We start from the raw sequence: 26370 nt of genomic DNA, 5'->3' as shown, positions 1-26370 counted from the left end.
CGAAATGCTGATGTTGATCCTCAATGTGGTCTACGTGCTGGTCGCAGTGGCCATGATCGCGCTCATCCTGATGCAGCGTGGTTCCGGCGCGGCCGCAGGGTCGGGTTTCGGTGCCGGCGCCTCGGGCACCGTGTTCGGCGCGCGTGGCGCGTCCAACTTCCTGTCCAAGTCGACCAAGTGGCTGGCCGTGGTGTTCTTCGGCATCAGCCTCTTCATGGCCTGGTACGCCAGCCATGGCTCGCGCCCGGCAGCGCAGCAGGACCTCGGCCTGATGTCGGCCCCGGCCGCCACTGCGCCGGCCGCACCGGCAGGCGAGCTTCCGGCCGTGCCGAAGGCCCCGGAAACCCCGGCGCAGCAGCCTGTTCCGTCGGCCACTGTGCCGGCTCAGGCAGAAACTCCGAAATCTGGTGAAGAAAAGCCTTCGGAAGGCACCCAGACTCGCTGAAGACGGTTACAATATGCGGCGCACTGGAGAACAACCGGTGCGATCGTAAGCCCAGGTGGCGGAATTGGTAGACGCACTACCTTGAGGTGGTAGCGACGAGAGTCGTAGGGGTTCGAGTCCCCTCTTGGGCACCATTTGTTTGTAAGCGGGTTCGTCTGGCGCGCAAAGCGCCAGGTAGCGGTATCCGTCCACTCCCCCATGCCAAAGCGCCTGCAGGCGCAGCGGCAGAGGCAAGAGAGAATCGCTGTGCTGGCCGAATATTTGCCGTCTCTGCTGTTTCTGATCGTTGCCACCGGTATCGGCGTTGCGCTGATGCTGGTTGGCCGATTCCTCGGTCCCCGACGTCCTGATCTTAAAAAGCTCTCGCCGTACGAATGCGGCTTCGAGGCTTTCGAGGACGCGCGCATGAAGTTCGATGTGCGCTACTACCTGATCGCGATTCAGTTCATCGTATTTGATCTGGAAATCATCTTCATCGTGCCGTGGACCCAGGTCTTCATGGAGCTGGGCGCACGTTCGCTGGTCACGATGGGCCTCTTCGTAGGCATGCTTTTCCTCGGTTTCATTTACGTCTGGAAGAAGGGAGCGCTGGAATGGGAGTAATTCAGACGCTCGACGGCCTGATGAACAACCCGGTCCCGGAAGGGCGGGTCGATGACATCCTGCGCCCCGAAGGCGATAACCCCCTGCTCGAAAAGGGCTACGTGACCACCAGCGTGGATGCGCTGTTGAATTGGGCGCGTACCGGTTCGATGTGGCCGATGACCTTTGGTCTGGCCTGCTGCGCAGTGGAAATGATGCACGCCGGTGCGGCGCGCCTGGATCTTGACCGTTACGGTGTGGTGTTCCGCCCGTCACCGCGTCAGTCCGACGTGATGATCGTGGCCGGCACCCTGGTCAACAAGATGGCTCCGGCCCTGCGCAAGGTCTATGACCAGATGCCGGACCCGAAGTGGGTCATTTCGATGGGCAGCTGCGCCAACGGTGGCGGCTACTACCACTACTCCTATGCAGTAGTGCGTGGCTGTGACCGCGTGGTGCCGGTGGACATCTATGTCCCCGGCTGCCCACCTACCGCCGAAGCGCTGGTGTACGGGATCCTGCAGTTGCAGAAGAAGATCTGGCGTACGCAGACCATCGCCCGCTGACATCCCTCCTGACAAGAGCACGCCAAGCCCCCATGGCAGAGCAAGCACATTCCTTCATCGACCGACTTTCCGCACGTTTCGCAGGTGCGCAGGTCTTCGTGGTCGAACCCCGCGGCGAAGTGACGCTGGAAGTGCCCGCCGCTGACTGGCATGCCACCGCTCTGGCGCTGCGCGACGAATTCGGTTTCGAGCAGGCCGTTGACCTGTGCGGCCTGGATTATCTCGGCTACGGCAGCGACGAATGGGATACGGCCGACGTGTCGTCCCAGGGTTTCAGCCGTGGCGTCGAGGGCAAGTCCGTCGGTCGTTTCGCCTGGGGTGAATTCCCCACCCGCGAAACCAGCGATGGCGCCCAGCCGCAGCCGATCCCGCTGCAGCGTTTCGCCGTGGTCGCCCAGCTGCGTTCCTATCAGCACAACCTCACGATGCGCATCCGCTGCTTTGCGCCGAACGAGGAGCTGCCGGTGGTCGCCTCGCTGACCAATATCTGGCCGGGCCTGAACTGGTTCGAACGCGAAGCGTTCGATCTGTTCGGCGTGATCTTCGAAGGCCACCCGGACCTGCGCCGGATCCTGACCGACTATGGCTTCGTCGGCCATCCGTTCCGCAAGGATTTCCCGCTGATCGGCAACGTCGAAGTGCGCTACGACGAAGAAAAACAGCGCGTCATCTATGAACCGGTGACCTCGGTCGAACCGCGTGTCGGCGTGCCGCGCGTGATCCGTGACGACGCCCGTTTCCAGACCGCTGCCGGTGAAACCGCGCAGTCGGAGGCAAGCAAGTGAGTGAATTCACCCAGGCCAGCCAGGCCTTTGCGAGCAACCCGGCCGAACTTCGCCAGGAAATCCGCAACTACACGATGAACTTCGGTCCGCAGCATCCGGCCGCGCACGGTGTGCTGCGCCTGATCCTGGAAATGGACGGCGAAACCATCATGCGTGCCGACCCCCACGTGGGCCTGCTGCACCGTGGTACCGAAAAGCTGGCCGAGTCAAAGCCGTTCAACCAGTCGATCGGCTACATGGATCGCCTGGATTACGTGTCGATGATGTGCAACGAGCACGCCTACGTGCGCGCGATCGAGACCCTGATGGGGATCGAGGCGCCGGAGCGTGCGCAGTACATCCGCACCATGTTCGACGAAATCACCCGCATCCTGAATCACCTGATGTGGCTGGGTTCCAACGCGCTCGATCTGGGCGCGATGGCGGTCATGCTGTACGCCTTCCGCGAACGCGAAGAGCTGATGGACTGCTACGAAGCGGTCTCCGGCGCGCGCATGCACGCGGCGTACTACCGTCCGGGCGGCGTCTACCGCGACCTGCCGGACCACATGCCCAAGTACAAGGAATCGCGCTGGCACAAGGGCAAGGCCCTGAAGAACCTCAACGCCTCGCGCGAAGGTTCGCTGCTGGACTTCCTGGAGAACTTCACTGTCGAGTTCCCCAAGCGCGTCGACGAATACGAAACCCTGCTGACCGACAACCGTATCTGGAAGCAGCGTACGGTCGGCATCGGCGTGGTCACCCCGGAACTGGCCCATGCCTGGGGCATGACCGGCGTGATGCTGCGCGGTTCGGGCATTGCCTGGGATCTGCGCAAGAAGCAGCCGTATGCCAAGTACGATGCGGTCGAGTTCGACATCCCGCTCGGCAAGGAAGGTGACTGCTACGACCGTTACCTGTGCCGCGTGGCCGAGATGCGCGAATCCAACCGCATCATCAAGCAGTGCGTCACCTGGCTGAAGGCCAACCCGGGTCCGGTCATGGTCAAGAACTTCAAGGTCGCGCCGCCCAGCCGCGAAGACATGAAGGACGACATGGAAGCGCTGATCCATCACTTCAAGCTGTTCAGTGAAGGCTACTGCGTCCCGGCCGGCGAAACCTACGCCGCCGTCGAAGCGCCCAAGGGCGAGTTCGGCTGCTACCTGATGTCCGATGGTGCCAACAAGCCGTTCCGCGTGCATCTGCGCGCGCCGGGCTTCGCCCATCTGTCCTCGATCGACTCGGTCGTGCGCGGGCACATGCTCGCCGACGTAGTGGCCATGATCGGCACCTACGATCTGGTGTTCGGTGAGGTGGACCGGTGATCGCATCCGCTTGCACGATGCCTGACACCCGCCGGCTGCTGCCGGCGCTGCAGGTTCTGGTTTTTAACGATTTCGTATTCGCTGAGGTCGGCCGATGAAGGCGACAGGTAATTTCGAGGCGGCGCGCGACGTCGACCCGATGGTGGTCTTGAGTGACAAGACCCGTGCGCACATCGATCACTGGCTGGCCAAGTTCCCGCCGGATCGCAAGCGCTCGGCCGTCCTGCAGGGCCTGCACGCCGCACAGGAACAGAATGCTGGCTGGCTGACCGACGAGCTGATCGCCGGCGTCGCCAAGTACCTGGATCTGCCGCCGGTGTGGGCCTACGAGGTCGCCAGCTTCTACTCGATGTTCGAACTGGAGAAGGTCGGCCGCCACAACGTCGCTTTCTGCACCAACATCAGCTGCTGGTTGAACGGCGCCGAAGACCTGGTCGCGCATGCCGAGAAGAAGCTTGGCTGCAAGACCGGTCAGTCCACCGCCGATGGCCGCATCTACCTCAAGCGCGAAGAAGAATGCCTGGCCGGTTGCGCCGGTGCGCCGATGATGGTCATCAACGGCCATTACCACGAGCGCCTGACCGTCGAGAAAGTCGACGAGCTGCTGGACGGGTTGGAGTAAGACATGGCACATCATCACGCACCCAGTGGTCCGGTCGGTCCCGCACCGTTGCCGCACCAGGTGGTCTACACCACGCTGCATTACGACACCCCGTGGTCGTATGAAAACTACCTCAAGACCGGCGGGTACGCCGCCCTGCGCAAGATCCTCGAAGAGAAGATCTCGCCGGAGCAGGTCATCGAGATGGTCAAGCAGTCCAACCTGCGCGGCCGTGGCGGCGCGGGCTTCCCGACCGGCCTGAAGTGGTCCTTCATGCCCAAGGGCTCGATGCAGAAGTACATCCTGTGCAATTCGGATGAATCCGAGCCGGGGACCTGCAAGGACCGCGACATCCTGCGTTACAACCCGCATTCGGTCGTGGAAGGCATGGCGATCGCCTGCTACGCCACCGGCTCGACCGTGGGCTACAACTACCTGCGTGGTGAGTTCCACCACGAGCCGTTCGAGAACTTCGAGCAGGCCCTGGCCGATGCGTATGCGAACGGCTGGCTGGGCAAGGATATCCTCGGCAGTGGCGTGGACATCGACATCTACGGTGCCCTGGGCGCCGGCGCGTACATCTGCGGCGAAGAAACCGCGCTGATGGAATCGCTGGAAGGCAAGAAGGGCCAGCCGCGCTACAAGCCGCCGTTCCCGGCCAACTTCGGCCTGTACGGCAAGCCGTCGACGATCAACAACACCGAGACCTATGCCTCGGTGCCGGCGATCATCCGCAACGGTCCGGAGTGGTTCCAGGGCCTGAGCCTGACCAAGAACGGCGGCCCGAAGATCTTCTCGGTCTCCGGCTGCGTGCAGAAGGGCGGCAACTTCGAAGTGCCGCTGGGCACCACCTTCGACGACCTGCTGGAAATGGCCGGTGGTCTGAAGCCGGGCCGCACGCTCAAGGGCGCGGTCCCGGGCGGCGTCTCGATGCCGGTGCTGAAGGCTGAGGAGCTCAAGGGCCTGCAGATGGACTACGACACCCTGCGTGCCCTGGGCACCGGTCTGGGGTCGGGCGCCATCGTGGTGCTCGATGACAGCGTCTGCTGCGTCAAGTTCGCCTGCCGCATCAGCCAGTTCTTCCACAAGGAATCCTGTGGGCAGTGCACCCCGTGCCGTGAAGGCACCGGCTGGATGCACCGCGTGCTGGAGCGCATCGTCGCCGGCAAGGCCACGATGGAAGACCTGCATCAGTTGAAGACGGTGGCCGGCCAGATTGAAGGCCACACCATCTGTGCGTTCGGTGAAGCGGCGGCATGGCCCATCCAGGGCTTCCTGCGCCAGTTCTGGGACGAATTCGAGTACTACATCGTCAACGGTCATTCGATGGTTGACGGCAAGAAGGTGGAGGCAGCCGCCGCATGAGCGCGCAACCCGTAAACCCGAGTGTGCCACCGGATCATGTGACCGTCGAAATCGACGGCCAGTCCCTGGTCGTGCCCAAGGGCTCGATGATCATCCAGGCCGCCGACAAGGCCGGCATTCCGATCCCGCGCTTCTGCTACCACGAGAAGCTGCCGATCGCCGCCAACTGCCGCATGTGCCTGGTCGACGTGGAAAAGTCGCCCAAGCCGGCACCGGCCTGCGCCACGCCGGTCATGGATGGCATGAAGGTCGCCACCCGCAGTGAAAAGGCGCTGAAGTTCCAGCGCTCGGTGATGGAATTCCTGCTGATCAACCACCCGCTGGACTGCCCGATCTGCGATCAGGGCGGCGAGTGCGAGCTGCAGGACGTTTCGCTGGGCTATGGCCGTTCGGTCAGCCGCTTCAACGAGCGCAAGCGCGTGGTGCCCGACGAGGACATCGGTCCGCTGGTCGCCACCGAAATGACCCGCTGCATCCAGTGCACCCGCTGCGTCCGCTTCACCGCCGACGTTGCCGGTACCTACGAGCTGGGTGGCATGTACCGCGGTGAGAACCTGCAGATCGGCACCTACGACGGCAAGCCGCTGACCACCGAGCTGTCCGGCAACGTCGTCGACGTCTGCCCGGTCGGCGCGCTGACCAACAAGGTGTTCCAGTTCCGCGCCCGTCCGTGGGAACTGACCGCACGCGAGTCGCTGGGTTACCACGATGCGATGGGCTCGAACCTGTTCCTGCACGTGCGTCGCGGCGAAGTGCTGCGCGCGGTGCCGCGCGACAACGAAGCGGTCAACGAATGCTGGCTGTCCGATCGCGACCGCTATTCGCACCAGGGCCTGTACAGCGATGACCGTGCGGTCAAGCCGCTGCGCAAGGTCAATGGCGAGTGGAAGGAAGTGAGCTGGGCTGAAGGCCTGGCCGCCGCCAAGGAGATCTTCGCCGCCCACCAGGGTGACGACCTCGGCGTGCTGGTGCACCCGTCGGCCTCCAACGAGGAGGGCGCGTTGCTGGCCCGTCTCGCCACCGGCCTGGGCACCACCAACATCGACCACCGAATCAACAACCGCGACTTCTCCGACGCCGCCACCGCCGAAGTCTTCGGCCTGCCGCTGGCGGAGATCGAAGGCGCGGACAGCATCGTCGTGCTCGGCAGCAACATCCGCCACGAGCTGCCGCTGCTGCATGCCCGCCTGCGCAAGGCGCAGACCACGCGCAACGCGAAGATCCATGCCGTCAATCCGGTGGACTTCGATTTCGCGTTCAAGCTGGCCAGCAAGCAGATCGTCGCCCCGTCGGCCTTCATCGAGGCACTGGGCAACGCCGAGCTGCGCGATGCGGTCAAGGGCGCGAACAACGCCGTGCTGATCGTCGGTGGCATCGCCGAAAACCACCCGCAGGCTGCCGCGATCCGCGCTGCCGCGCGTGATTTCGTCGCCGCGACCGGTGCCAAGCTGTGCCGCATTCCGCAGGGCGCCAATGCCGTGGGTCTGACCCGCGCCGGCGTGCTGCCCGCCGGCAAGGACGTCAACGCCATGCTGGCGCAGCCGCGCAAGGCTTATGCCCTGTACGGCATCGAGCCGGGCCTGGACTTCGCCGACGCCGCTGCTGCCCGCAAGGCACTGGCCGGTGCCCAGGTGGTGGCCTTCAGCCAGTTCGCCTGTGCTTCGACCCGCGACGTCGCCGACGTGATCCTGCCGATCGGCGCGCTGCCGGAAGTGGATGCCACCCTGACCAACCTCGATGGTCGCGAGCAGTCGGCCCGTGCCGGCGGCAAGCTCCCGGGCGAGGCGCGTGAAGGCTGGCGCGTGCTGCGTGCACTGGGCGGCGAACTGTCGCTGGCCGGTTTCGAGTTCACCGATCTGGCCGGCCTGCGCGCCAGCCTGGCCCCGGTCAGCGTCAGCGTGTCGTCGTCGGCGGCCACGCCGGTGGCGGGCGAGGGCCTGGAAGTGACCTCGACCGCTGCGATCTACCGCACCGATGCGGTGGTCCGTCGCGCCCAGGCGCTGCAGTCGCATCCGCTCAACAACGCCCCGCGCATCGTGCTCAACGCCGACGACGCTGCCCGCCTGCAGTTGGTGGAAGGCCAGATGGCCAAGGTCGGCACCGATGCCGGCCGTGCCACCTTGCCGGTGGTGGTCGACGCCCGCGTTGCCGCTGGGTCGGTCTGGATTGAATCGGGCCACGGTGCAACCGCGCCGCTGGGTGCCGCACGTGTAACGGTGGTGGCTGCATGAACGAATTGCTGTTGAACGCGGTCGACCCGCTGCACCAGTGGCTGCTGTCACTGGGCGACATCGGCGCGCTGCTCTGGATCATCCTGAAGATCCTGGTGATCGCCATGCCGGTGATCATCTCGGTGGCCTTCTACGTGGTCTGGGAACGCAAGCTGATCGGCTGGATGCACGTGCGTCATGGCCCGATGTATGTCGGCATGGGCATCTTCCAGGCCTTCGCCGACGTCTTCAAACTGCTGTTCAAGGAAATCATCCAGCCGAGCAGCTCGCACAAGGCGATGTTCATCCTGGCGCCGCTGATCACGCTGGGCCCGGCCTTCGCGGCCTGGTCGGTGATTCCCTTCGACGCGCGGATCGTGCTCTCCAACGCCAACGCCGGCCTGCTGTACCTGCTGGCGATGACCTCGCTGGGTGTGTACGGCATCATCCTGGCCGGTTGGGCCTCCAACTCGAAGTACGCGTTCCTGGGCGCCATGCGCGCCTCGGCGCAGATGATCAGCTACGAAATCGCGATGGGCTTTGCCCTGGTCGGCGTGATGATCGCTTCGGGCAGCCTCAACCTGAGCAACATCGTGATGGCGCAGGCGGGCAACTCCGGTCTGTTCGACTGGTTCCTGCTGCCGCTGTTCCCGCTGTTCATCGTGTACTGGGTGTCCGGGGTTGCCGAAACCAACCGCGCGCCGTTCGACGTCGTGGAAGGTGAGTCGGAAATCGTGGCCGGCCACATGGTCGAATACTCCGGTGGTGCGTTCGCGCTGTTCTTCCTGGCCGAATACGCCAACATGATCCTGATCAGCTTCCTGATCTCGATCTTCTTCCTCGGTGGTTGGCTGAGCCCGTTCCAAGGTTGGTTCGACATCCAGCTCAGCAACCAGGCCATTGCGCCGTGGGTTGAGTGGATCTGGGTGGGCGGCTGGCCGTGGCTGCTGCTGAAGGTCTTCTTCTTCGCCAGCTCCTACATCTGGTTCCGTGCCAGCTTCCCGCGCTTCCGTTACGACCAGATCATGCGTCTGGGCTGGAAGGTCTTCATCCCGCTCACCATCTTCTGGATTGCAGTGACGGCGTTGATGGTGTTTTACGGCGTGATCCAGAAGGGCGTCTAAGCGATGAACCGAATTACCCATTACTTCAAAAGCCTGCTGCTCCTGGAGCTGCTCGGTGGTCTGTGGCTGACCCTGAAGTACGCCTTCAAGCCCAAGTACACGCTGATGTACCCGATGGAGAAGTTCCCGCAGTCGCCGCGTTTCCGCGGTCTGCATGCACTTCGCCGCTACCCCAACGGTGAGGAACGCTGCATCGCATGCAAATTGTGCGAAGCGGTGTGCCCGGCGCTGGCAATCACCATCGATTCGGCCAAGCGCGAGGACGGCACCCGCCGTACCACCCGTTACGACATCGATCTGTTCAAGTGCATCTTCTGCGGCTTCTGTGAAGAAAGCTGCCCGGTGGACTCGATCGTCGAGACCCACATTCTCGAGTACCACTTCGAGAACCGTGGCGAGAACATCGTTACCAAGCCGCAGCTGCTGGCCATCGGTGATCGGCTTGAAGCCGAGATCGCCGAGCGTCGCGCCGCCGATGCCGCTTTCCGCTGAGGTCGAATGATGGATTGGGTAAATATCAGTTTCTGGGTCTTCTCCATCGTGGCGGGCATTTCCGCCGCGGCGGTGATCAGCGTGCGCAATCCGGTCTATGCCGTGTTGTGCCTGATCCTGACCTTCTTCTCCGTGGCCTGCATCTGGATCCTGGTCGGCGCCGAGTTCCTGGGCGTGGCCCTGGTGCTGGTCTACGTCGGCGCGGTCATGGTGCTGTTCCTGTTCGTGGTGATGATGCTGGACATCGATCCCTCCAACCTGCGTGAGGGCTGGGTGCGCTACCTGCCGCTCGGCCTGGTGGTGGCGGTGACGATGCTCGTGCAGATGCTGGTGCTGATCGGCGTGAAGGGCAGGGCGGTCAATCCGTTCCCGGCCGACAACGCTGCCGCGCTGGCCGCCGACACCTCCAACATCACCTGGCTGGCCCGCAGTCTGTTCACCGAGTACCTGCTGCCGTTCGAGTTCGCCGCCGTCATCCTGACGGTGGCCGTGGTTGCCGCCGTGATGCTGACCCTGCGTCGCCGAACCGGCCTGAAGACCCAGAACCCGTCCGAGCAGACCATGGTCAAGGGCAGCGACCGCCTGCGCGTGGTCAAGATGGATGCGGAGAAGCCGGTCGTGCACACCAACATCAAGCCGTCCAGCAACGAGGAGGCGCAGCCATGATCACGCTTGGCCACATTCTGGCGCTCGGCGCGGTGCTGTTCTGCATCAGCCTTGCCGGCATCTTCCTCAACCGCAAGAACATCATCGTGCTGTTGATGTCCATCGAGTTGATGCTGCTGTCGGTCAACATCAATTTCGTCGGGTTCTCGCGTGAGATGGGTGATACGGCCGGACAGCTGTTCGTCTTCTTCATCCTGACCGTGGCCGCGGCCGAGGCCGCCATCGGCCTCGCGATCCTGGTAACCCTGTTCCGTACTCGCCGCACCATCAATGTCGGCGAAGTCGATTCGCTGAAGGGCTGATCCGTAGATGGAAATCACTCTCTCCAAGAGTCTGTTGATCGCAGTGGTGCTCGCACCGCTGTTCGGCAGCATCATCGCCGGCCTGTTCGGTCGTCAGGTCGGTCGCGCTGGCGCGCAGGCGGTCACCATCCTCGGCGTGGCGGTCAGCTGCGTGCTGTCCAGCTATGTGCTGTACATGCTGCTGTGGGGCGGCGCCCAGCCGTTCAACCAGAACATCTATACGTTCTTCGAAGTGGGCCAGTACTCGGCGCACGTCGGCTTCATGGTCGACAAGCTCACCGCGATGATGATGGTCGTGGTGACCTTCGTGTCCTTCCTGGTGCACGTGTACACCATCGGCTACATGCAGGATGACCCGGGCTACCAGCGGTTCTTCAGCTATATCTCGCTGTTCACCTTCTCGATGCTCACCCTGGTGATGAGCAACAACTTCCTGCAGCTGTTCTTCGGCTGGGAAGCGGTGGGCCTGGTCTCGTACCTGCTGATCGGCTTCTGGTTCAAGCGCCCGACCGCCATCTTCGCCAACATGAAGGCCTTCCTGGTCAATCGTGTCGGTGACTTCGGCTTCATCCTCGGCATCGCCGGTGTGTTGTGGGTGTTCGGCACCCTGGATTACGCCACCGTGTTCGCCAACGCCCAGGTGCTGGGCCACCCGGATGCGCTGATCCAGATCTGGTCGGGCACGATCAACCTGTTCGGCACCTCCATCCCGGTGATGAGCGAGCCGGTGATCTGGTCGGTCGCCACCGTGATCTGCATCTGCCTGTTCATCGGTGCGATGGGCAAGTCGGCCCAGGTGCCGCTGCACGTCTGGCTGCCGGACTCGATGGAAGGCCCGACCCCGATCTCGGCCCTGATCCACGCCGCGACCATGGTCACCGCGGGCATCTTCATGGTCACCCGCATGTCGCCGCTGTTCGAGCTGTCGCAGACCGCGCTGAACTTCGTGCTGTTCATCGGTGCCACCACCGCGTTCTTCACCGGCCTGATCGGCATCGTGCAGAACGACATCAAGCGCGTTGTCGCGTACTCCACGCTGTCCCAGCTGGGCTACATGACCGTCGCCCTGGGTGTGTCGGCCTATTCGGCCGCCGTGTTCCACCTGATGACCCACGCCTTCTTCAAGGCGCTGCTGTTCCTCGGCGCGGGCTCGGTGATCATCGCCATGCACCACGAGCAGGACATGCGCAAGATGGGCGGCCTGCGCAAGTACATGCCGATCACGTTCATCACCATGTGGATCGGTACGCTGGCCCTGGTCGGTACCCCGTTCTTCTCCGGGTTCTACTCCAAGGACACCATCATCGAGGCCGCGCAGCACCACGCGCATGTGTCCTCGAGCTGGGTGGCGACCTACGGGTACTGGGCAGTGCTGGGTGGCGTGGTCGTGACCAGCTTCTACAGCTTCCGCCTGCTGTTCCTGACCTTCCATGGCAAGGAACGCTTCCGCGATGCGCATGACGATCACGGTCATGGCCATGACGATCATCACGCCGCCGACGCGCATGCAGCTGACGCCCACCATGGCGACGCGCATCATGACGATCATGGCCACGGCCATGGCGCGCATGAGCCGCACGAAACCCCGTGGGTGGTGACGCTGCCGCTGATCCTGCTGGCGATTCCCTCGATGGTCATCGGTTTCTTCAGCATCGGTCCGATGCTGTATGGCACCGACTGGGCCGGCCACCATGCCGACGCCGCCATCCCGGGTCAGGTGCATTCGTTCTTCACCGGCATCGTTGATTTCTACGACCCGGCGCGCAACACCATCGGTGCGCTGGCCGAAGAGTTCCATGGCCCGGTGGCCTTCGCGATCCACGGCATGATGGCCCCGGCCTTCATCCTGACGGTGGTCGGCTTCCTGCTGGCGGCACTGTTCTACCTGTGGAAGCCGGAACTGGCCGGCAAGGCCCGCAAGACCTTCGCGCCGATCGTGTCGGTGCTGGAGAACAAGTACGGCTTCGACAAGCTCTGGATCGGCGGTTTCGCCGGCGGCGGTATCAAGCTCGGCAAGGTTTCGCGCGCGATCGACACGAATGTGGTCGATGGTGTGGTGGTCAACGGTTCGGCGCGCCTGATCGATCTGGCGGCCAACCTGCTGCGTCGCACCCAATCCGGTTTCCTCTATCACTACGCCTTCGCGATGATCATCGGCCTGATTGCCCTTCTGGGCGTCCTGATGCATTACCTGCGTTGATGACCTGTACGGAATAAGAAGACGTGTCGAACTGGCCCCTACTTAGTGTTCTCATCTGGCTGCCGATCATCGGCGGTGCATTGATCCTTGCCATCCGGGATGCCCAAACCGCCCGGTGGGCGTCCCTGGGCGTCGCGGTGCTGACCTTCGTGGCCAGCCTGTCGCTGCTCAGCGGCTATGACACGGGAATCGACGCGCTGCAGTTCGTCGAGACCCGCGCCTGGATCCCCGCCTACGACATCGGCTACAACCTCGGCGTCGACGGCATCGCGATCGCGCTGATCCTGCTGACCACGCTGGTCTCGGTGCTGGCCCTGATCGGTGCCTGGAGCGCGATCGACAAGCGCGTGAACCAGTACGTGGCCGCCTTCCTGATCCTGGAAGGTGTCACCGTCGGTATCTTCTCGGCGACGGACGCGATGCTGTTCTACGTGTTCTTCGAAGCGATGCTGATCCCGATGTTCCTGATCATCGGTGTCTGGGGCGGCCCGCGCCGCATCTACGCCGCGCTGAAGTTCTTCCTGTACACCTTCCTCGGCTCGGTGCTGATGCTGGTGGCCCTGATCTACCTGTACCTGAAGGGCGGCAGCTTCCAGCTGGCCGACCTGTACCAGCTGCAGCTGTCGGGCAAGGAACAGACCTGGATCTTCTTCGCGTTCCTGATCGCCTTCGCGGTCAAGGTGCCGATGTTCCCGGTCCACACCTGGCTGCCGGATGCCCACGTGGAAGCGCCGACCGCCGGTTCGGTGATCCTGGCTGCCATCGCCCTGAAGATCGGTGGCTACGGCTTCCTGCGCTTCAACCTGCCGATCGTGCCGGACGCCTCGCATGAGTGGGCCTGGCTGGTGATCGCACTGTCGCTGGTGGCGGTGATCTACGTCGGCCTGGTCGCCCTGGTGCAGGACGACATGAAGAAGCTGATCGCCTATTCGTCGATCGCGCACATGGGCTTTGTGACCCTCGGTACCTTCATCGCGATGTGGCTGGTGCGTGACGCCGGCAACCCGGACGCAGCCCGTCTGGGCCTGCAGGGCGCGATGGTGCAGATGGTCTCGCACGGCTTCGTGTCCGGCGCGATGTTCTCCTGCGTCGGCGTGCTGTACGACCGCATGCACAGCCGCCGCATCGCCGATTACGGCGGCGTGGTCAACGTGATGCCCTGGTTCGCCACCTTTGCCATGCTGTTCTTCATGGCCAATGCCGGCCTGCCGGGTACCAGCGGGTTCGTGGGTGAATTCATGATCATCATGGCCAGCTTCCAGCGCAATCCGTGGCTGGCACTCGGCGCGGCGAGCACCCTGGTGATCACCGCGGCGTATACGCTGTGGCTGTACAAGCGCGTGTTCTTCGGTGAAGTGGCCAACGCCCATGTCGCCGAACTGAAGGACATCAACGGTCGCGAGTGGCTGGTGTTGGGTGTATTCGCCGTGGGCACTCTTGCCCTGGGCCTGTACCCCAAGCCGCTGACCGACCTGATGGAGCCCTCGATCGCGAAGCTGGCGATGCAGATCGCATCCAGCAAGCTGCTGTAATCGGGCCGTCGAGAGTATTGATTCCAGGATTTGATGATGACCACCTCGCCGCTGTTGCCACTGACCGCCGCTGACCTCCCGCCGCTCGCTCCCGAGCTGGTGCTGGTCGGCAGTGCGTTCGCCCTGTTGATGCTTGATCTTTTCATCAGTGAGAAGAACAAGATCTGGACCCACCTGTTCTCGATCGCTGCGCTGGCGGTCGTGTTCTTCATGCTCGCCACCGGAGTGGGTGGGCAGGGCGAGGTCTTCCACGGCATGTTCGTCCGCGACAACGCGGCCGACGTGATGAAGACCGTGATCGTGCTGTGCAGCGGGCTGACCCTGATCTACGGCTGGAGCTACCTGCGCGAGCGCAAGCTCTACCAGGGCGAGATCCCGGTGCTGATCCTGTTCGCCACCGCGGGCATGATGATCCTGGTCTCCGCCGGCAGCCTGCTGATGGTCTACCTGGGCCTGGAACTGCTGGCCCTGTGCTCGTACGCACTGGTCGCCAGCAACCGTGAAAACGGCCTGGCCTCGGAAGCGGCGATGAAGTACATCGTGCTCGGTTCGCTGGCCTCGGGTCTGCTGCTGTACGGCATGTCGCTGATCTACGGCGCCACCGGCTCGCTGCACCTGGATGCCATCAACGCCGCCATTCCGCATACCGAAGAGAAGATGCTGCTGCTGACCGGCGCGGTGTTCATGATCGCCGGTGTGGCCTTCAAGCTGGGTGCGGCGCCGTTCCACATGTGGCTGCCCGACGTGTACCAGGGTGCCCCGGCACCGGTTGCGCTGTTCATCAGCTCGGCCCCGAAGCTGGCCGCGTTCGGCATGGCCTACCGCCTGCTGGAAATGGGCGTGGGCCCGCTGGCCGACGAGTGGAAGTACCTGATCGGTGGCCTGGCCGCTCTGTCGCTGGTGATCGGCAACCTGATGGCGATCGCGCAGACCAATCTCAAGCGTATGCTGGCCTTCTCGACCGTCTCGCACATCGGCTTCCTGCTGATGGGCATGGCCGGCGGTGGCGAGCGGGGCTACTCGGCGGCGCTGTTCTATGCGCTGAGCTACGCGATCATGTCGACCGCCGCGTTCGGCGCGATCATCGCGCTCTCCCGCAATGGCTTTGAAGCCGAGAAGATCGAAGACTTCAAGGGCCTCAATGCCCGCAACCCGTGGATGGCCGGCCTCGTGCTGTGCATCATGGCGTCGCTGGCAGGCATCCCGCCGTTCCTGGGCTTCTGGACCAAGCTGGCCGTCCTCGGCGCGGCGATCCAGGGCGACATGCTGTGGCTGGCCATGGTCGGCGTGATCTGCGCCGTGATCGGTTGCTTCTATTACCTGCGCGTCATCAAGGTCATGTACTTCGATGAGCCGGTGGGTGAGCCACTGCCGGCCAACAACGACCGCGTGCTGGGCGTGGTGCTGGGCGTGAATGCCCTGGCGCTGCTGGCCTTGGGCGTGGCGTGGAACCCGGTCATGGTGTGGTGCCAGCAGGCATTTGCACAAATTTCGTAAAAAACGATACAAACGTGCGTAACTCGTGTAATATTCATCTCCTGAGTTGTTGATGCAGCGGTTTCGCCAGAACATCGTTGCTAGGAAGTGCCCCGGGCCTTCCGCACTTATCCGCTTCTGCTGCGGGGTGGAGCAGTCTGGCAGCTCGTCGGGCTCATAACCCGAAGGTCGCAGGTTCAAATCCTGCCCCCGCTACCATATAGCTCCGGTGCAAGCCGGAGGCAGTGGACGTATCAAGCGATACCGGAAACGGTGTCGCTTTTTTCGTTTCAGGGCCGGTAGAGCCGACCGTTGGTCGGCTGCTTTGCTGGGCACGAGGGGAGGCCGTCCGCCGGCTGCCTGTCCTCAATGCGAAGTCATTCGTTTCAACACGGGGTTGCATGGGAATGAAAACTCCCTTACAATTCCGCTTCTGCTGCGGGGTGGAGCAGTCTGGCAGCTCGTCGGGCTCATAACCCGAAGGTCGCAGGTTCAAATCCTGCCCCCGCTACCACAGAAAATCTGCAGTGCAGATGCAGTAGACGAAAAGGCGATCTCGGCAACGAGGTCGCTTTTTTCGTTATGGCATCGGCATCGGCATCGGCATCGGCGACGGCGACGGCGACGGCGACGCGGGGCGGCGCGACAGTGGAAGGTCGGCGGAACGGGGCGGGGTGATGACGGCTGCGGCGACGATGATCGACAGCCAGTCACCCTCAATGACACGTCCTCGCCTGAAATGTTTCCCGCCTTTGCTTGCGACGTCAGTGACTGGCCAGTCATTTGCGTGGGCAGCGGTGTGGGCAGGTTGGCGGGACCATTAGGGCGACATGGATGCCGCCCATGAGCCCCCATGGACGGGTTCACGGCGCGTCCCGCGGACCTGCCCGCGCCGCTGCCCACGCCGAAGGTGACACACCCGCTTGGCTGTTCAGCTTTCCGAATACAGGCACCATAAACCACCCCAACCATTGCACCAGCCCGGTGCAACGGCTATCATCAGTGGCTTAGCGGACTGTCTATCCATATCCTTCCAACGGACGTGAACAGGCCCCGCAACCGGCTTCCAGGAACGGCAACCTGTACCCAGGCCGCCGTGACCCCCGGAACGCTGGGCTCGCAGAGGCGCACCACGTGCGCACCTGCACCGGAATCCAGCATGACCGGAGTTGTACCGGACAGGGGCCCAACGGGCCCTTTGTTGTTTCCGGAAGGTGGTCCAAGCCGTGGACCAGACCGTATTTCTTTTCAACGAATCAAGGCCGACTGTGAGCGACAAGGCAACCGAAATCGCGAATCTGCTCGCCCCCACCGTTCAGTCGCTGGGTCTCGAGCTGCTGGGCGTGGAATATCTGACCGCCCCGGGTGGTGCCACGCTGCGCCTGTACATCGACGTGCCGCTGGCCGAACAGCCCGAGCGCATCGTCAACATCGACGACTGCGAACGCGTCAGCCGCGAAGTGTCCGCCCAGCTGGACGTCGAAGACCCGATCACGGCGAACTACACGCTGGAAGTGTCTTCGCCGGGCGTGGACCGCCCGCTGTTCACCGGCGAGCAGTTCCAGCGCGCCATCGGCGAATCGGCCAAGGTGACGCTGAAGCTGCCGCAGGACGGCCGCCGCCGTCTGCAGGGCGAGATCCTCGCCGTGGATATCGAACAAGGCACGGTGACCTTCAAGGTCGACAATGCCCCGTTTACCGCCGACATCGAAAACATCGACAAGGCACGCATCATGCCGGACTGGGCCGCCCTCGGCCTGGCTCCGACCAAACCGACTGGCCCGGCACCCAAACAGGGTGGCAAGGCGAACAAGAAACCATCCAACGAGCCGGCGGCCAAAAAGCCGCGCGCGGAGTGAGCCAATGAGCAAGGAACTTTTGCTGGTAGTGGATGCGGTCGCCAACGAAAAAGGCGTCCCGCGCGAAGTCATCTTCGATGCCATCGAGGCAGCGTTGGCTTCGGCTGCCAAAAAGCGTTACCCGGAAGAAGAAGTGCTGGCCCGTGTGTCGATCGACCACAAGGACGGCAACTACGAAACCTTCCGCCGCTGGGAAGTGGTGGCCGATGACGTGGTCATGGAGTCCCCGGACCGCCAGATCCGTCTGATGGACGCCATCGATGAAGCCGACGGCGTGGAAGTCGGCGATTTCATCGAAGAGCAGATCGAAAACCCGGACTTCGGCCGTATCGCCGCACAGGCCGCCAAGCAGGTGATCGTCCAGCGCGTGCGCGAGGCCGAGCGTCAGCAGGTGGTCGATGCGTGGAAGGATCGCGTCGGCGAACTGGTCACCGGTGTGGTCAAGCGCGCCGAGCGCGGCAACATCTATGTGGACCTGGGCGGCAACGCCGAGGCCTTCATTCCGAAGGACAAGGGCATTCCGCGCGACGTCCTGCGCGCGGGCGACCGCGTGCGCGGTTACCTGGCCGAAGTCCGTTCGGAACCGCGTGGCCCGCAGCTGTTCATCAGCCGCGCCGCCCCGGAATTCATGATCGAACTGTTCAAGCTCGAAGTGCCCGAAGTCGGCCAGGGTCTGGTCGAGATCAAGGCCTGTGCACGTGATCCGGGCGACCGCGCCAAGATCGCCGTGCTGGCCCACGATTCGCGTACCGATCCGATCGGTGCCTGCATCGGCATGCGCGGTTCGCGCGTGCAGGCCGTGTCCAACGAGCTCAATGGCGAGCGCGTGGACATCGTGCTGTGGAACGAGAATCCCGCCAACTTCGTCATCAACGCGATGGCGCCGGCGGAAGTGCAGTCGATCATCGTCGATGAAGAAAAGCACTCGATGGACCTGGCCGTGGCGGAAGAGCGCCTGGCCCAGGCGATCGGCAAGGGCGGCCAGAACGTCCGTCTTGCCAGCCGCCTGACCGGTTGGCAGCTCAATGTGATGACCCAGGACCAGGTGACCGCCAAGTCCGAGGCAGAGCAGGGCGTTGCCCGCCAGCTGTTCATGGACAAGCTGGAAGTGGATGAAGAAATCGCCGCCATCCTGGTGACCGAAGGCTTCAACACCGTGGAAGAAATCGCCTACGTCCCGGTCGGCGAACTGCTGGCCGTGGAAGGCTTCGACGAAGACATCGTCGAAGAGCTGCGTGCCCGTGCCCGCGATGCGCTGCTCAACGAAGCGCTGGCGGTGGAAGAAGGTCTGGAAGACGGCTCGCCGTCGGAAGACCTGCTCGCCCTGGAAGGCATGGACGAGGCAACTGCCTACGCCCTGGCCGGTCACGGCGTGCGTACCAGTGAGGACCTGTCGGACCTGGCCGCCGACGAGATCCTCGAGTTCGGCATCGAGGACATGGACCAGGAGCGCGCCGCCGCCCTGATCCTTGCCGCCCGAGCCGAGGAGATCGCCCGCCTGGAGCGCGGCGAATGAGCCAGCGATGAACAGTGCCCTGACCCGCTCAGGGCTTAGACTCCGCGCTGCCTTCGCACGTTTCGAGGGAGCGCCAACCAGATCATAGGATCCGAATGTCGCAGCAAACCACCATCCGCAAGCTTGCCGAACTGGTCAATACCCCGGTCGATAAACTGCTCGTACAACTTGCCGAAGCCGGCATGAAGTTCAGCGGTCCCGACCAGGTCGTGACCAGTACCGAGAAGGTGAAGCTCCTGGGCTTCCTTCGTCGCTCGCACGGCAAGACCGAGCAGCCCGTCGAGAGCACCGACGAAGCCGCCAAGAAGATCACCCTGAACCGTCGCAAGTTGCAGGAAGTGACCGTCAGCGCCGGCCGCAGCAAGACCACCGTCAACGTGGAAGTGCGCCAGAAGCGTACCTACATGAAGGACGCCAGCGGCAAGCCGATGACCGCGGATGAGGAGCGCGCCGACATCCTGCGCAAGCTGGAGGAATCCCGCCAGCGCAATCTGGACGAGCAGCGCGCACTGGCCGAGAAGGACCGTGCGCGCGATGAAGAAATCGCCCGCAAGCGTCAGGAAGAAATCGACGCCAAGGAACGTGCCGAAGCAGAGCGCAAGGCGGCCGAAGCCGCTGCTGAAGCGGCCAAGAACGCACCGCCGGCCCCGGCCCCGGTTGCTGCCAAGCCGGCTGCTGCCGACGCACCGGCGCGCAATGCGCGCCCGGCGGCGCCGTCGGCTGCCCGTCCGGCGCCGCGTTCGGACGATCGCAACTCGAACAACAACAACAACCGTCCGGGCGCCAAGCGCGACGACGATGGTGGCAACCGCTTTGCCGGTCAGCTGCATCTGTCGGCCGCCGATCGTGCCCGTCGCGGCAACAACAGCAACTCGCGCGGTCGTCCGACCGGGCGCGTGCAGCACGGCAGCCGCCGTGACAGCAACCAGTCGCGCAGCGGCGGTGGTGCCCATGGTTTCGAACGTCCGGTCGCTCCGATCGTGCGTGACGTCACCATCGGCGACACCATCACCGTCGCCGATCTGGCCCAGAAGCTGGCCGTCAAGGGCGGCGATGTGGTCAAGGCGCTGTTCAAGATGGGCGTCATGGCGACCATCACCCAGACCATCGACCACGACACCGCCGCGCTGGTGACCGAAGAACTCGGCCACAACGTGATCCGTGCCAACACCAACGACGCCGAAGACGCGCTGCTGGCGCTGGCCGGTGGCAACCAGGGCGAGCCGGTGGCACGTCCGCCGGTGGTCACCATCATGGGCCACGTCGATCACGGCAAGACCTCGTTGCTGGATTACATTCGCCGCACCAAGGTCGCCACGGGCGAAGCCGGTGGCATCACCCAGCACATCGGTGCGTACCACGTTGAAACGCCGAAGGGCGTGATCAGCTTCCTGGATACCCCGGGCCACGCGGCGTTTACGTCCATGCGTGCCCGCGGTGCCAAGCTGACCGACATCGTGGTGCTGGTGGTGGCCGCCGACGACGGCGTCATGCCGCAGACCAAGGAAGCCATCCAGCACGCCCGTTCGGCAGGTGTGCCGCTGATCGTGGCGATCAACAAGATCGACAAGTCCGGCGCCGATCCGATGCGCGTCAAGAACGAGCTGCTCACCGAGCAGGTCGTGTCCGAAGACTTCGGTGGCGATACCCAGATGGTCGAGATCTCGGCCAAGGCTGGCCTGGGCATCGACGACCTGCTGGACGCGATCTCGATCCAGGCCGAACTGCTGGAGCTGAAGGCCGTGGCCGACGGCCGCGCCAGCGGCGTGGTCATCGAGTCCTCGCTGGACAAGGGCCGTGGCCCGATCGCCACCGTGCTGGTGCAGCAGGGTTCGCTGAAGAAGGGCGATTACCTGGTCTGCGGTATCCAGTACGGCCGCGTGCGCGCTCTGTTCGACGAAACCGGCGCACAGCCCGACCAGGCTGGCCCGTCGATTCCGGTGCAGGTGCTGGGTCTGTCCGGCGTGCCGGATGCCGGCGATGACTTCGTGGTGGTTGAAGACGAGCGTCTGGCCAAGGATGTCGCACAGCAGCGCGAAACCAAGCGCCGTGAATCGCGCCTGGTGCAGTCCGCTGGCAGCCGCATGGAAGACATCATGGCGACCCTGGGCAAGGGCGATGGCCAGCAGGTGCTGAACCTGGTGATCAAGGCCGACGTGCAGGGTTCGGTGCAGGCGCTGAGCCAGGCACTGGTCGCGCTGTCCAACGACGACATCCGCATCAACGTGATCCACTCCGGCGTGGGCGGCATCACCGAATCGGACGCCAACTCGGCGGTTGCCTCCAAGGCCACCGTGATCGGCTTCAACGTGCGTGCCGACGCTTCCGCGCGTCGCATCATCGAGTCCAACGGTGTGGACCTGCGTTACTTCTCGATCATCTATGACGTGATCGATCAGGTGAAGCAGGTGGCCTCCGGTCTGCTCGGTGTGGAAATCCGCGAAGAGATCATCGGTATCGCCCAGGTCCGCGATGTGTTCCGCAGCTCGAAGTTCGGTGCGGTCGCAGGCTGCATGATCATCGAAGGTACGGTGAAGCGCAGCAAGCCGATCCGCGTCCTGCGCGACAGCGTCGTGGTCTTCGAAGGCGAGCTGGAATCGCTGCGCCGCTTCAAGGAGAACGTCGAGGAAGTCCGCAACGGTACCGAATGCGGTATCGGCGTGAAGGCTTACAACGACGTCAAGCCGGGTGACCAGATCGAGTGCTTCGAGCGTATCGAAGTGCCGCGCACCCTGTAATGTTCCAGGCCGGGCCGCATCACGCGGTCCGGCTTTTTCGCTTTCGCATCACCCTTCAAGACGAGTCCGCCTACCGTGCCAAAGACCTTCCATCGAACCGACCGTGTTTCCGCCCAGATCCGCCGTGAACTGGGAACACTCGTGCACAACGCAGTGCGTGAACACGGCCTGCCTTCGGTGAGCGTCTCCGACGTGGAAATCACCCGTGACATGGCGCATGCCAAGATTTTCGTCACGGCGCTGATGCCCGAGCGTTCGGTGGAAGCGATGAAGGGCCTGAAGGAATTGGCCTGGGGGCTTCGCATGGAGCTGGCGCGTGCGATGAAGCTGCGCCACGTGCCCGAGCTGCACTTCCACTACGATGATTCGGTGGATCGCGGCGAGCGCATCGACAACCTCCTGCGCGATCTGCCCGATACGCTGGCGGCAGAGAAGAGCCGGCAGGGCGATGACGACGGTGGCGACGATGCTGCCGACGAAGGCGAAAAGAATGCCTGATGGACCAACAGCCCGAAAGGGCTGTTGTCTTATGGGGCGGGGCCTGTCGCAGCGCGACCGCTCCGCCGGAGGCCGGATTGACCGGCAGCGCCACACGGCGCCGTTTTGAATTGAATGCATGGCACCTCGAATTTCGTTCCGCCGCCTGGATGGCATCCTGCTGCTCGACAAGCCGACCGGCATGAGCTCCAACGCAGCCCTGCAGGTGGCACGCCGTCTGTACCGCGCCGAGAAGGGCGGCCACACCGGCAGCCTGGATCCGCTGGCCACCGGTCTGCTGCCGTTGTGCTTTGGTGAGGCCACCAAGATCGCCGGCCTACTGCTGGGCTCGGCCAAGGCCTATGACGCCGAGGTCGTGCTGGGCCAGACCACCGATACCGATGATTCCGATGGCACCGTGCTGCGCGAGCGGCCGGTACCGTCCATCAGCGCGGCCGAGCTGGAGGCGGCGCTGGCACCGCTGCGCGGGCGCATCCGTCAGCGCGCCCCGATCTACTCCGCGCTCAAGCAGGGCGGCGAGCCGCTGTACCTGAAGGCGCGCCGCGGCGAGGCGATCGAAGCCCCGGAGCGCGATGTGGAGGTGCACGCGCTGGAAGTGCTTGAGCAGCAGCCCACCCGGCTGTCGCTCCGGGTGACCTGTGGTTCAGGCACCTACATCCGCAGCCTGGCCCGCGATCTGGGCGAAACGCTGGGCTGCGGCGCCCATATCACCGGCCTGCGCCGGCTGTGGGTGGATCCCTTCCGCGAGGCGCCAATGGTCACCCTGGAGACCCTGCGCGCCCTGGCCGAGCAGGGGGACGAGGCGGGCATGGAGGCCCTGCTGCTGCCGCTGGACGCGGGTCTGGCCCATTACCCCCGGGTCAGCCTGGACGACGAGCAGACCCGGCGCTTCCGCGTGGGCCAGCGCATCCGCGACGCCAGCTGGCCGCAGGGTGGGGTGGTCGTGTTCGGCCCGGACGAGGCGATCCAGGGCCTGGGCCAGGTCGACGAGACCGGTCTGCTGGCCCCGCAGCGCCTGTTCAACCTCTGACCGTCCCAGGCCGGAGCCCACCCCGGTCCTTGTTCCGCAGGGCCGCTGACGTTACAATTCCGCGGCCTTTTCAGGCTTCCCGCGTTCTGCGGGTTCATCCTTTCGTTCACGGCGAGTCGCGCGGTACGTCAATGGGACGTTTCTGCGGGCCACGCATCCAAGAGAAAACCGATATGTCGATCGACACCCAGAAGGTCATTGAAGAAAACAAGCGCAGCGCGGCTGACACCGGCTCCCCGGAAGTCCAGGTCGCTCTGCTGACCGCCCGCATCGAACTGCTGACCGGCCACTTCAAGACCCACAAGAAGGATCACCACAGCCGTCGTGGCCTGCTGCAGATGGTCAACCGTCGCCGCAGCCTCCTCGACTACCTGAAGAAGAAAGACGCTCCGCGTTACAAGGCCCTGATCGAAAAGCTCGGCCTGCGTCGCTAAGCACGAACCCCCACCGCGGCGCAGGAATGCGCCGCGGTTTTGTTTTGGTAGTACCGCAATAAACGCCTGGGCCGGACAACCGGTCACCCGTCGGCGGCAAGGGTCGCCTGCGGTCCATTGAAGAAAGCATCATCCAAGGAAACCCCCGTGGCAAAAATCACCAAAACCTTCCAGTACGGCAAGCACACCGTCACGCTTGAAACCGGCGAAATCGCCCGTCAGGCCGGCGGTGCCGTCATCGTCAAGTTCGACGACACCGTGCTGCTGGTCTCCGCCGTTGCCGCCAAGAGCGCGCGTGAGGGCCAGGACTTCTTCCCCCTGACCTGCGACTATCAGGAGAAGTTCTACGCAGGTGGCCGTATCCCGGGCGGTTTCTTCAAGCGCGAAGGCCGCGCGACCGAAAAAGAGACGCTGATTTCGCGCCTGATCGATCGCCCGATCCGTCCGCTGTTCCCGGAAGACTACAAGAACGAAGTTCAGATCATCGCCACGGTGATGTCGCTGAACCCGGACATCGATGGCGACATCGCTGCCCTGATCGGCGCCTCGGCCGCGCTGTCGCTGGCCGGCACCCCGTTCAAGGGTCCGATCGCCGCCGCCAAGGTGGGTTACAAGAACGGTGAGTACATCCTCAACCCGACCGTGACCGAACTGAAGGATTCGGAGCTGGAACTGGTTGTCGCCGGTACCGCCAACGCCGTGCTGATGGTGGAATCCGAAGCCGCGCTGCTGTCCGAAGACGTGATGCTGGGCGCTGTGACCTTCGGTCACCGCGAAATGCAGAAGGTCATCAACGCGATCAACGAGCTGACCGTGGAAGCCGGCACCAAGCCGTCGACCTGGGAAGCCCCGGCCAAGAACACCGCCCTGATCAGCGCCCTGCAGGAAGCCATCGGCCCGCGCCTGGGCGAAGCCTTCCAGGTGCGCGACAAGCTGCAGCGCCGTGACGCCATCTCGGCGATCAAGAAGGACGTGACCGAGTCGCTCGCTGGCCGTGTGGCCGCTGACGGCTGGAACCCGGCCGAGCTGTCGAAGGAATTCGGCGAGCTGGAATACAGCACCATGCGCAACTCGGTGCTGGACACCAAGGTCCGCATCGACGGCCGTGCGCTGGACACCGTCCGCCCGATCGCCGTGAAGACCGGTATCCTGCCGCGTACCCACGGCTCCTCGCTGTTCACCCGCGGTGAAACGCAGGCCATCGTGACCATCACCCTGGGCACCGCCCGTGATGGCCAGGTCATCGATGCCGTCGCTGGTGAGTACAAGGAAAACTTCCTGTTCCATTACAACTTCCCCCCCTACTCGGTGGGTGAGACCGGCCGCATGATGGGCCCGAAGCGTCGCGAAATCGGCCACGGCCGCCTCGCCAAGCGCGGCGTGCTGGCAGTGATGCCGTCGCTGGAAACCTTCCCGTACACCATCCGCGTGGTGTCGGAAATCACCGAATCCAACGGCTCCTCGTCGATGGCCTCGGTCTGCGGTTCCTCGCTGGCCCTGATGGACGCCGGCGTGCCGGTGAAGTCGCCGGTCGCCGGTATCGCCATGGGTCTGGTCAAGGAAGGCGATCGCTTCGTCGTCCTGTCCGACATCCTGGGTGACGAAGATCACCTGGGCGACATGGACTTCAAGGTGGCCGGTACCGCTGAGGGCATTTCCGCCCTGCAGATGGACATCAAGATCGAAGGCATCACCGAAGAGATCATGAAGCAGGCACTGCAGCAGGCCAAGGCTGGCCGTCTGCACATCCTGGGTGAAATGGCCCACGGCCTGACCGCCCCGCGTGAAGAGCTGTCGGACTACGCGCCGCGCCTGCTGACCATCAAGATCCACCCGGACAAGATCCGCGAAGTGATCGGCAAGGGTGGTTCCACCATCCAGGCCATCACCAAGGAAACCGGCACCCAGATCGACATCCAGGATGACGGCACCATCGTCATCGCGTCGGTCAACGCCATCGCTGCGCAGGCTGCCAAGGCCCGCATCGAGCAGATCACCTCGGACGTCGAGCCGGGCCGCATCTACGAAGGCAAGGTCGCCAAGATCATGGACTTCGGTGCGTTCGTCACGATCCTGCCGGGCAAGGACGGTCTGGTCCACGTGTCGCAGATCTCCAGCGACCGCGTCGAGAAGGTCGGCGATGTGCTGAAGGAAGGCGATGTGGTCAAGGTCAAGGTCCTGGAAGTCGACAAGCAGGGCCGTATCCGCCTGTCGATGAAGGCCGTCGAAGAAGGCGAGGGCGCCCCCGCCGCCGAGTAATCGGCCCACGCCGATCTCGCGGTGGTGAGGACCGTTGGTCCTCACGCGTTCGCAGACAGAAAAAAGCGGGCTTCGGCCCGCTTTTTTTGTGACTTTTCACCCGGCGCGGGGGAAGGCTGCCCGGATCTCAGGAGAAAATGCGCATCGTCTCGGTATCCGTAAGCAACGCGCTTGGTGACCTTGAATTTGTTGTTGATGCCTTCCACCAAGTTCGTTCTGAGAGGCCGGCGGTAGTGGGCCAGGATGCCCGGAAGTCATGCAGCTTGTCGTGGGGCTGCATCCCGCGCGGGAGTGCAAGCAGCTCATGAAGTTGAAGTGCCGGGCCGAAGGGAAGTGGCCCGGGCCGTTTTACCGGAACTGGCTTCAAAGTCGGAGCCGCTTCGCCA

At 63.8% G+C, this 26370-nt stretch carries 23 protein-coding genes and 3 tRNA genes; 25 read left to right on the top strand and 1 reads right to left on the bottom strand.

What is annotated here, in order from left to right:
* The first annotated feature begins 4 nt into the window (after positions 1-4).
* The 25 genes from secG to pnp all read left to right on the top strand — a co-directional run bounded on the left by secG (position 5) and on the right by pnp (position 25984).
* Positions 5-445, top strand: a complete 441-nt coding sequence (gene secG, locus ACTT2I_RS12150) for a preprotein translocase subunit SecG (protein ID WP_026069698.1) — start codon at positions 5-7, stop codon at positions 443-445.
* A 49-nt stretch (positions 446-494) separates the two neighbouring features.
* Positions 495-579 (top strand) — tRNA-Leu (locus tag ACTT2I_RS12145).
* Between the two features lie 112 nt (positions 580-691).
* A complete protein-coding gene (locus ACTT2I_RS12140; protein ID WP_026069699.1) occupies positions 692-1048 on the top strand; it encodes an NADH-quinone oxidoreductase subunit A in 357 nt (118 codons plus the stop codon).
* Positions 1039-1593 carry a NuoB/complex I 20 kDa subunit family protein gene (locus tag ACTT2I_RS12135; protein WP_019182677.1) on the top strand — a complete coding sequence of 185 codons (555 nt, stop codon included), beginning with the start codon at positions 1039-1041 and terminating at the stop codon, positions 1591-1593. The genes ACTT2I_RS12140 and ACTT2I_RS12135 overlap by 10 nt, the downstream gene beginning before the upstream one ends.
* 32 nt (positions 1594-1625) lie before the next feature.
* The gene (locus ACTT2I_RS12130; RefSeq protein WP_293984574.1) at positions 1626-2378 is read left to right on the top strand and encodes an NADH-quinone oxidoreductase subunit C; all 753 of its coding nucleotides are present in this window, start codon (positions 1626-1628) and stop codon (positions 2376-2378) included.
* Positions 2375-3682 (top strand): NADH-quinone oxidoreductase subunit D, encoded by a 1308-nt coding sequence (locus ACTT2I_RS12125; protein ID WP_046273237.1) that lies wholly within the window; start codon positions 2375-2377, stop codon positions 3680-3682. The genes ACTT2I_RS12130 and ACTT2I_RS12125 overlap by 4 nt, the downstream gene beginning before the upstream one ends.
* Positions 3683-3776: 94 nt before the next feature.
* Complete coding sequence (gene nuoE / locus ACTT2I_RS12120) at positions 3777-4304, top strand: NADH-quinone oxidoreductase subunit NuoE (RefSeq protein ID WP_019182680.1); 528 nt, start codon at positions 3777-3779, stop codon at positions 4302-4304.
* Between the two features lie 3 nt (positions 4305-4307).
* Positions 4308-5648, top strand: a complete 1341-nt coding sequence (gene nuoF, locus ACTT2I_RS12115; RefSeq protein WP_293984578.1) for an NADH-quinone oxidoreductase subunit NuoF — start codon at positions 4308-4310, stop codon at positions 5646-5648.
* Complete coding sequence (gene nuoG, locus ACTT2I_RS12110) at positions 5645-7879, top strand: NADH-quinone oxidoreductase subunit NuoG (RefSeq protein ID WP_421099273.1); 2235 nt, start codon at positions 5645-5647, stop codon at positions 7877-7879. Before nuoF ends, nuoG begins: the two co-directional genes overlap by 4 nt.
* Positions 7876-8982, top strand: a complete 1107-nt coding sequence (gene nuoH, locus ACTT2I_RS12105; protein ID WP_070425590.1) for an NADH-quinone oxidoreductase subunit NuoH — start codon at positions 7876-7878, stop codon at positions 8980-8982. Before nuoG ends, nuoH begins: the two co-directional genes overlap by 4 nt.
* Before the next feature lie 3 nt (positions 8983-8985).
* Positions 8986-9474, top strand: coding sequence for an NADH-quinone oxidoreductase subunit NuoI (gene nuoI, locus ACTT2I_RS12100; protein ID WP_017355930.1), 489 nt, complete (start codon positions 8986-8988; stop codon positions 9472-9474).
* Between the two features lie 9 nt (positions 9475-9483).
* Positions 9484-10140, top strand: a complete 657-nt coding sequence (locus ACTT2I_RS12095) for an NADH-quinone oxidoreductase subunit J (protein WP_026069700.1) — start codon at positions 9484-9486, stop codon at positions 10138-10140.
* On the top strand, positions 10137-10442 hold the full coding sequence (nuoK, locus tag ACTT2I_RS12090; RefSeq protein WP_019182685.1) for an NADH-quinone oxidoreductase subunit NuoK: 306 nt from the start codon (positions 10137-10139) through the stop codon (positions 10440-10442). The genes ACTT2I_RS12095 and nuoK overlap by 4 nt, the downstream gene beginning before the upstream one ends.
* Before the next feature lie 7 nt (positions 10443-10449).
* Entirely contained in the window at positions 10450-12642 is a 2193-nt protein-coding gene (gene nuoL, locus ACTT2I_RS12085) for an NADH-quinone oxidoreductase subunit L (RefSeq protein ID WP_088432523.1), read from the top strand.
* Between the two features lie 23 nt (positions 12643-12665).
* On the top strand, positions 12666-14174 hold the full coding sequence (locus ACTT2I_RS12080; RefSeq protein ID WP_019182687.1) for an NADH-quinone oxidoreductase subunit M: 1509 nt from the start codon (positions 12666-12668) through the stop codon (positions 14172-14174).
* A gap of 36 nt (positions 14175-14210) precedes the next feature.
* Positions 14211-15671, top strand: a complete 1461-nt coding sequence (nuoN, locus tag ACTT2I_RS12075) for an NADH-quinone oxidoreductase subunit NuoN (RefSeq protein WP_421099274.1) — start codon at positions 14211-14213, stop codon at positions 15669-15671.
* Between the two features lie 121 nt (positions 15672-15792).
* Positions 15793-15869: transfer RNA gene (locus ACTT2I_RS12070), tRNA-Met, on the top strand.
* A 218-nt stretch (positions 15870-16087) separates the two neighbouring features.
* Positions 16088-16164 (top strand) — tRNA-Met (locus ACTT2I_RS12065).
* A gap of 754 nt (positions 16165-16918) precedes the next feature.
* Positions 16919-17509: a ribosome maturation factor RimP gene (rimP, locus tag ACTT2I_RS12060; protein WP_088432524.1), complete on the top strand. Its 591-nt coding sequence runs from the start codon at positions 16919-16921 to the stop codon at positions 17507-17509.
* A gap of 4 nt (positions 17510-17513) precedes the next feature.
* A complete protein-coding gene (nusA, locus tag ACTT2I_RS12055; RefSeq protein ID WP_019182690.1) occupies positions 17514-19025 on the top strand; it encodes a transcription termination factor NusA in 1512 nt (503 codons plus the stop codon).
* A 95-nt stretch (positions 19026-19120) separates the two neighbouring features.
* Complete coding sequence (infB, locus tag ACTT2I_RS12050; RefSeq protein WP_019182691.1) at positions 19121-21763, top strand: translation initiation factor IF-2; 2643 nt, start codon at positions 19121-19123, stop codon at positions 21761-21763.
* Positions 21764-21838: 75 nt separating this feature from the next.
* Positions 21839-22261 (top strand): 30S ribosome-binding factor RbfA, encoded by a 423-nt coding sequence (rbfA, locus tag ACTT2I_RS12045; RefSeq protein WP_293984594.1) that lies wholly within the window; start codon positions 21839-21841, stop codon positions 22259-22261.
* A 118-nt stretch (positions 22262-22379) separates the two neighbouring features.
* Positions 22380-23291, top strand: a complete 912-nt coding sequence (gene truB, locus ACTT2I_RS12040; RefSeq protein ID WP_421099276.1) for a tRNA pseudouridine(55) synthase TruB — start codon at positions 22380-22382, stop codon at positions 23289-23291.
* A gap of 173 nt (positions 23292-23464) precedes the next feature.
* On the top strand, positions 23465-23725 hold the full coding sequence (gene rpsO, locus ACTT2I_RS12035) for a 30S ribosomal protein S15 (RefSeq protein WP_019182694.1): 261 nt from the start codon (positions 23465-23467) through the stop codon (positions 23723-23725).
* A gap of 147 nt (positions 23726-23872) precedes the next feature.
* Positions 23873-25984 (top strand): polyribonucleotide nucleotidyltransferase, encoded by a 2112-nt coding sequence (gene pnp / locus ACTT2I_RS12030; RefSeq protein WP_421099277.1) that lies wholly within the window; start codon positions 23873-23875, stop codon positions 25982-25984.
* Between the two features lie 41 nt (positions 25985-26025).
* Here pnp and ACTT2I_RS12025 read toward each other — a convergent pair whose 3' ends face one another.
* The gene (locus ACTT2I_RS12025) at positions 26026-26226 is read right to left on the bottom strand and encodes a transposase (protein WP_421588857.1); all 201 of its coding nucleotides are present in this window, start codon (positions 26224-26226) and stop codon (positions 26026-26028) included.
* Between the last annotated feature and the right edge of the window lie 144 nt (positions 26227-26370).

Origin of the sequence: Stenotrophomonas sp. PUT21 (assembly GCF_052232875.1) — a bacterium.
GTDB lineage: Bacteria > Pseudomonadota > Gammaproteobacteria > Xanthomonadales > Xanthomonadaceae > Stenotrophomonas > Stenotrophomonas maltophilia_N.
This window is presented reverse-complemented; position numbering and strand designations above follow the sequence as displayed.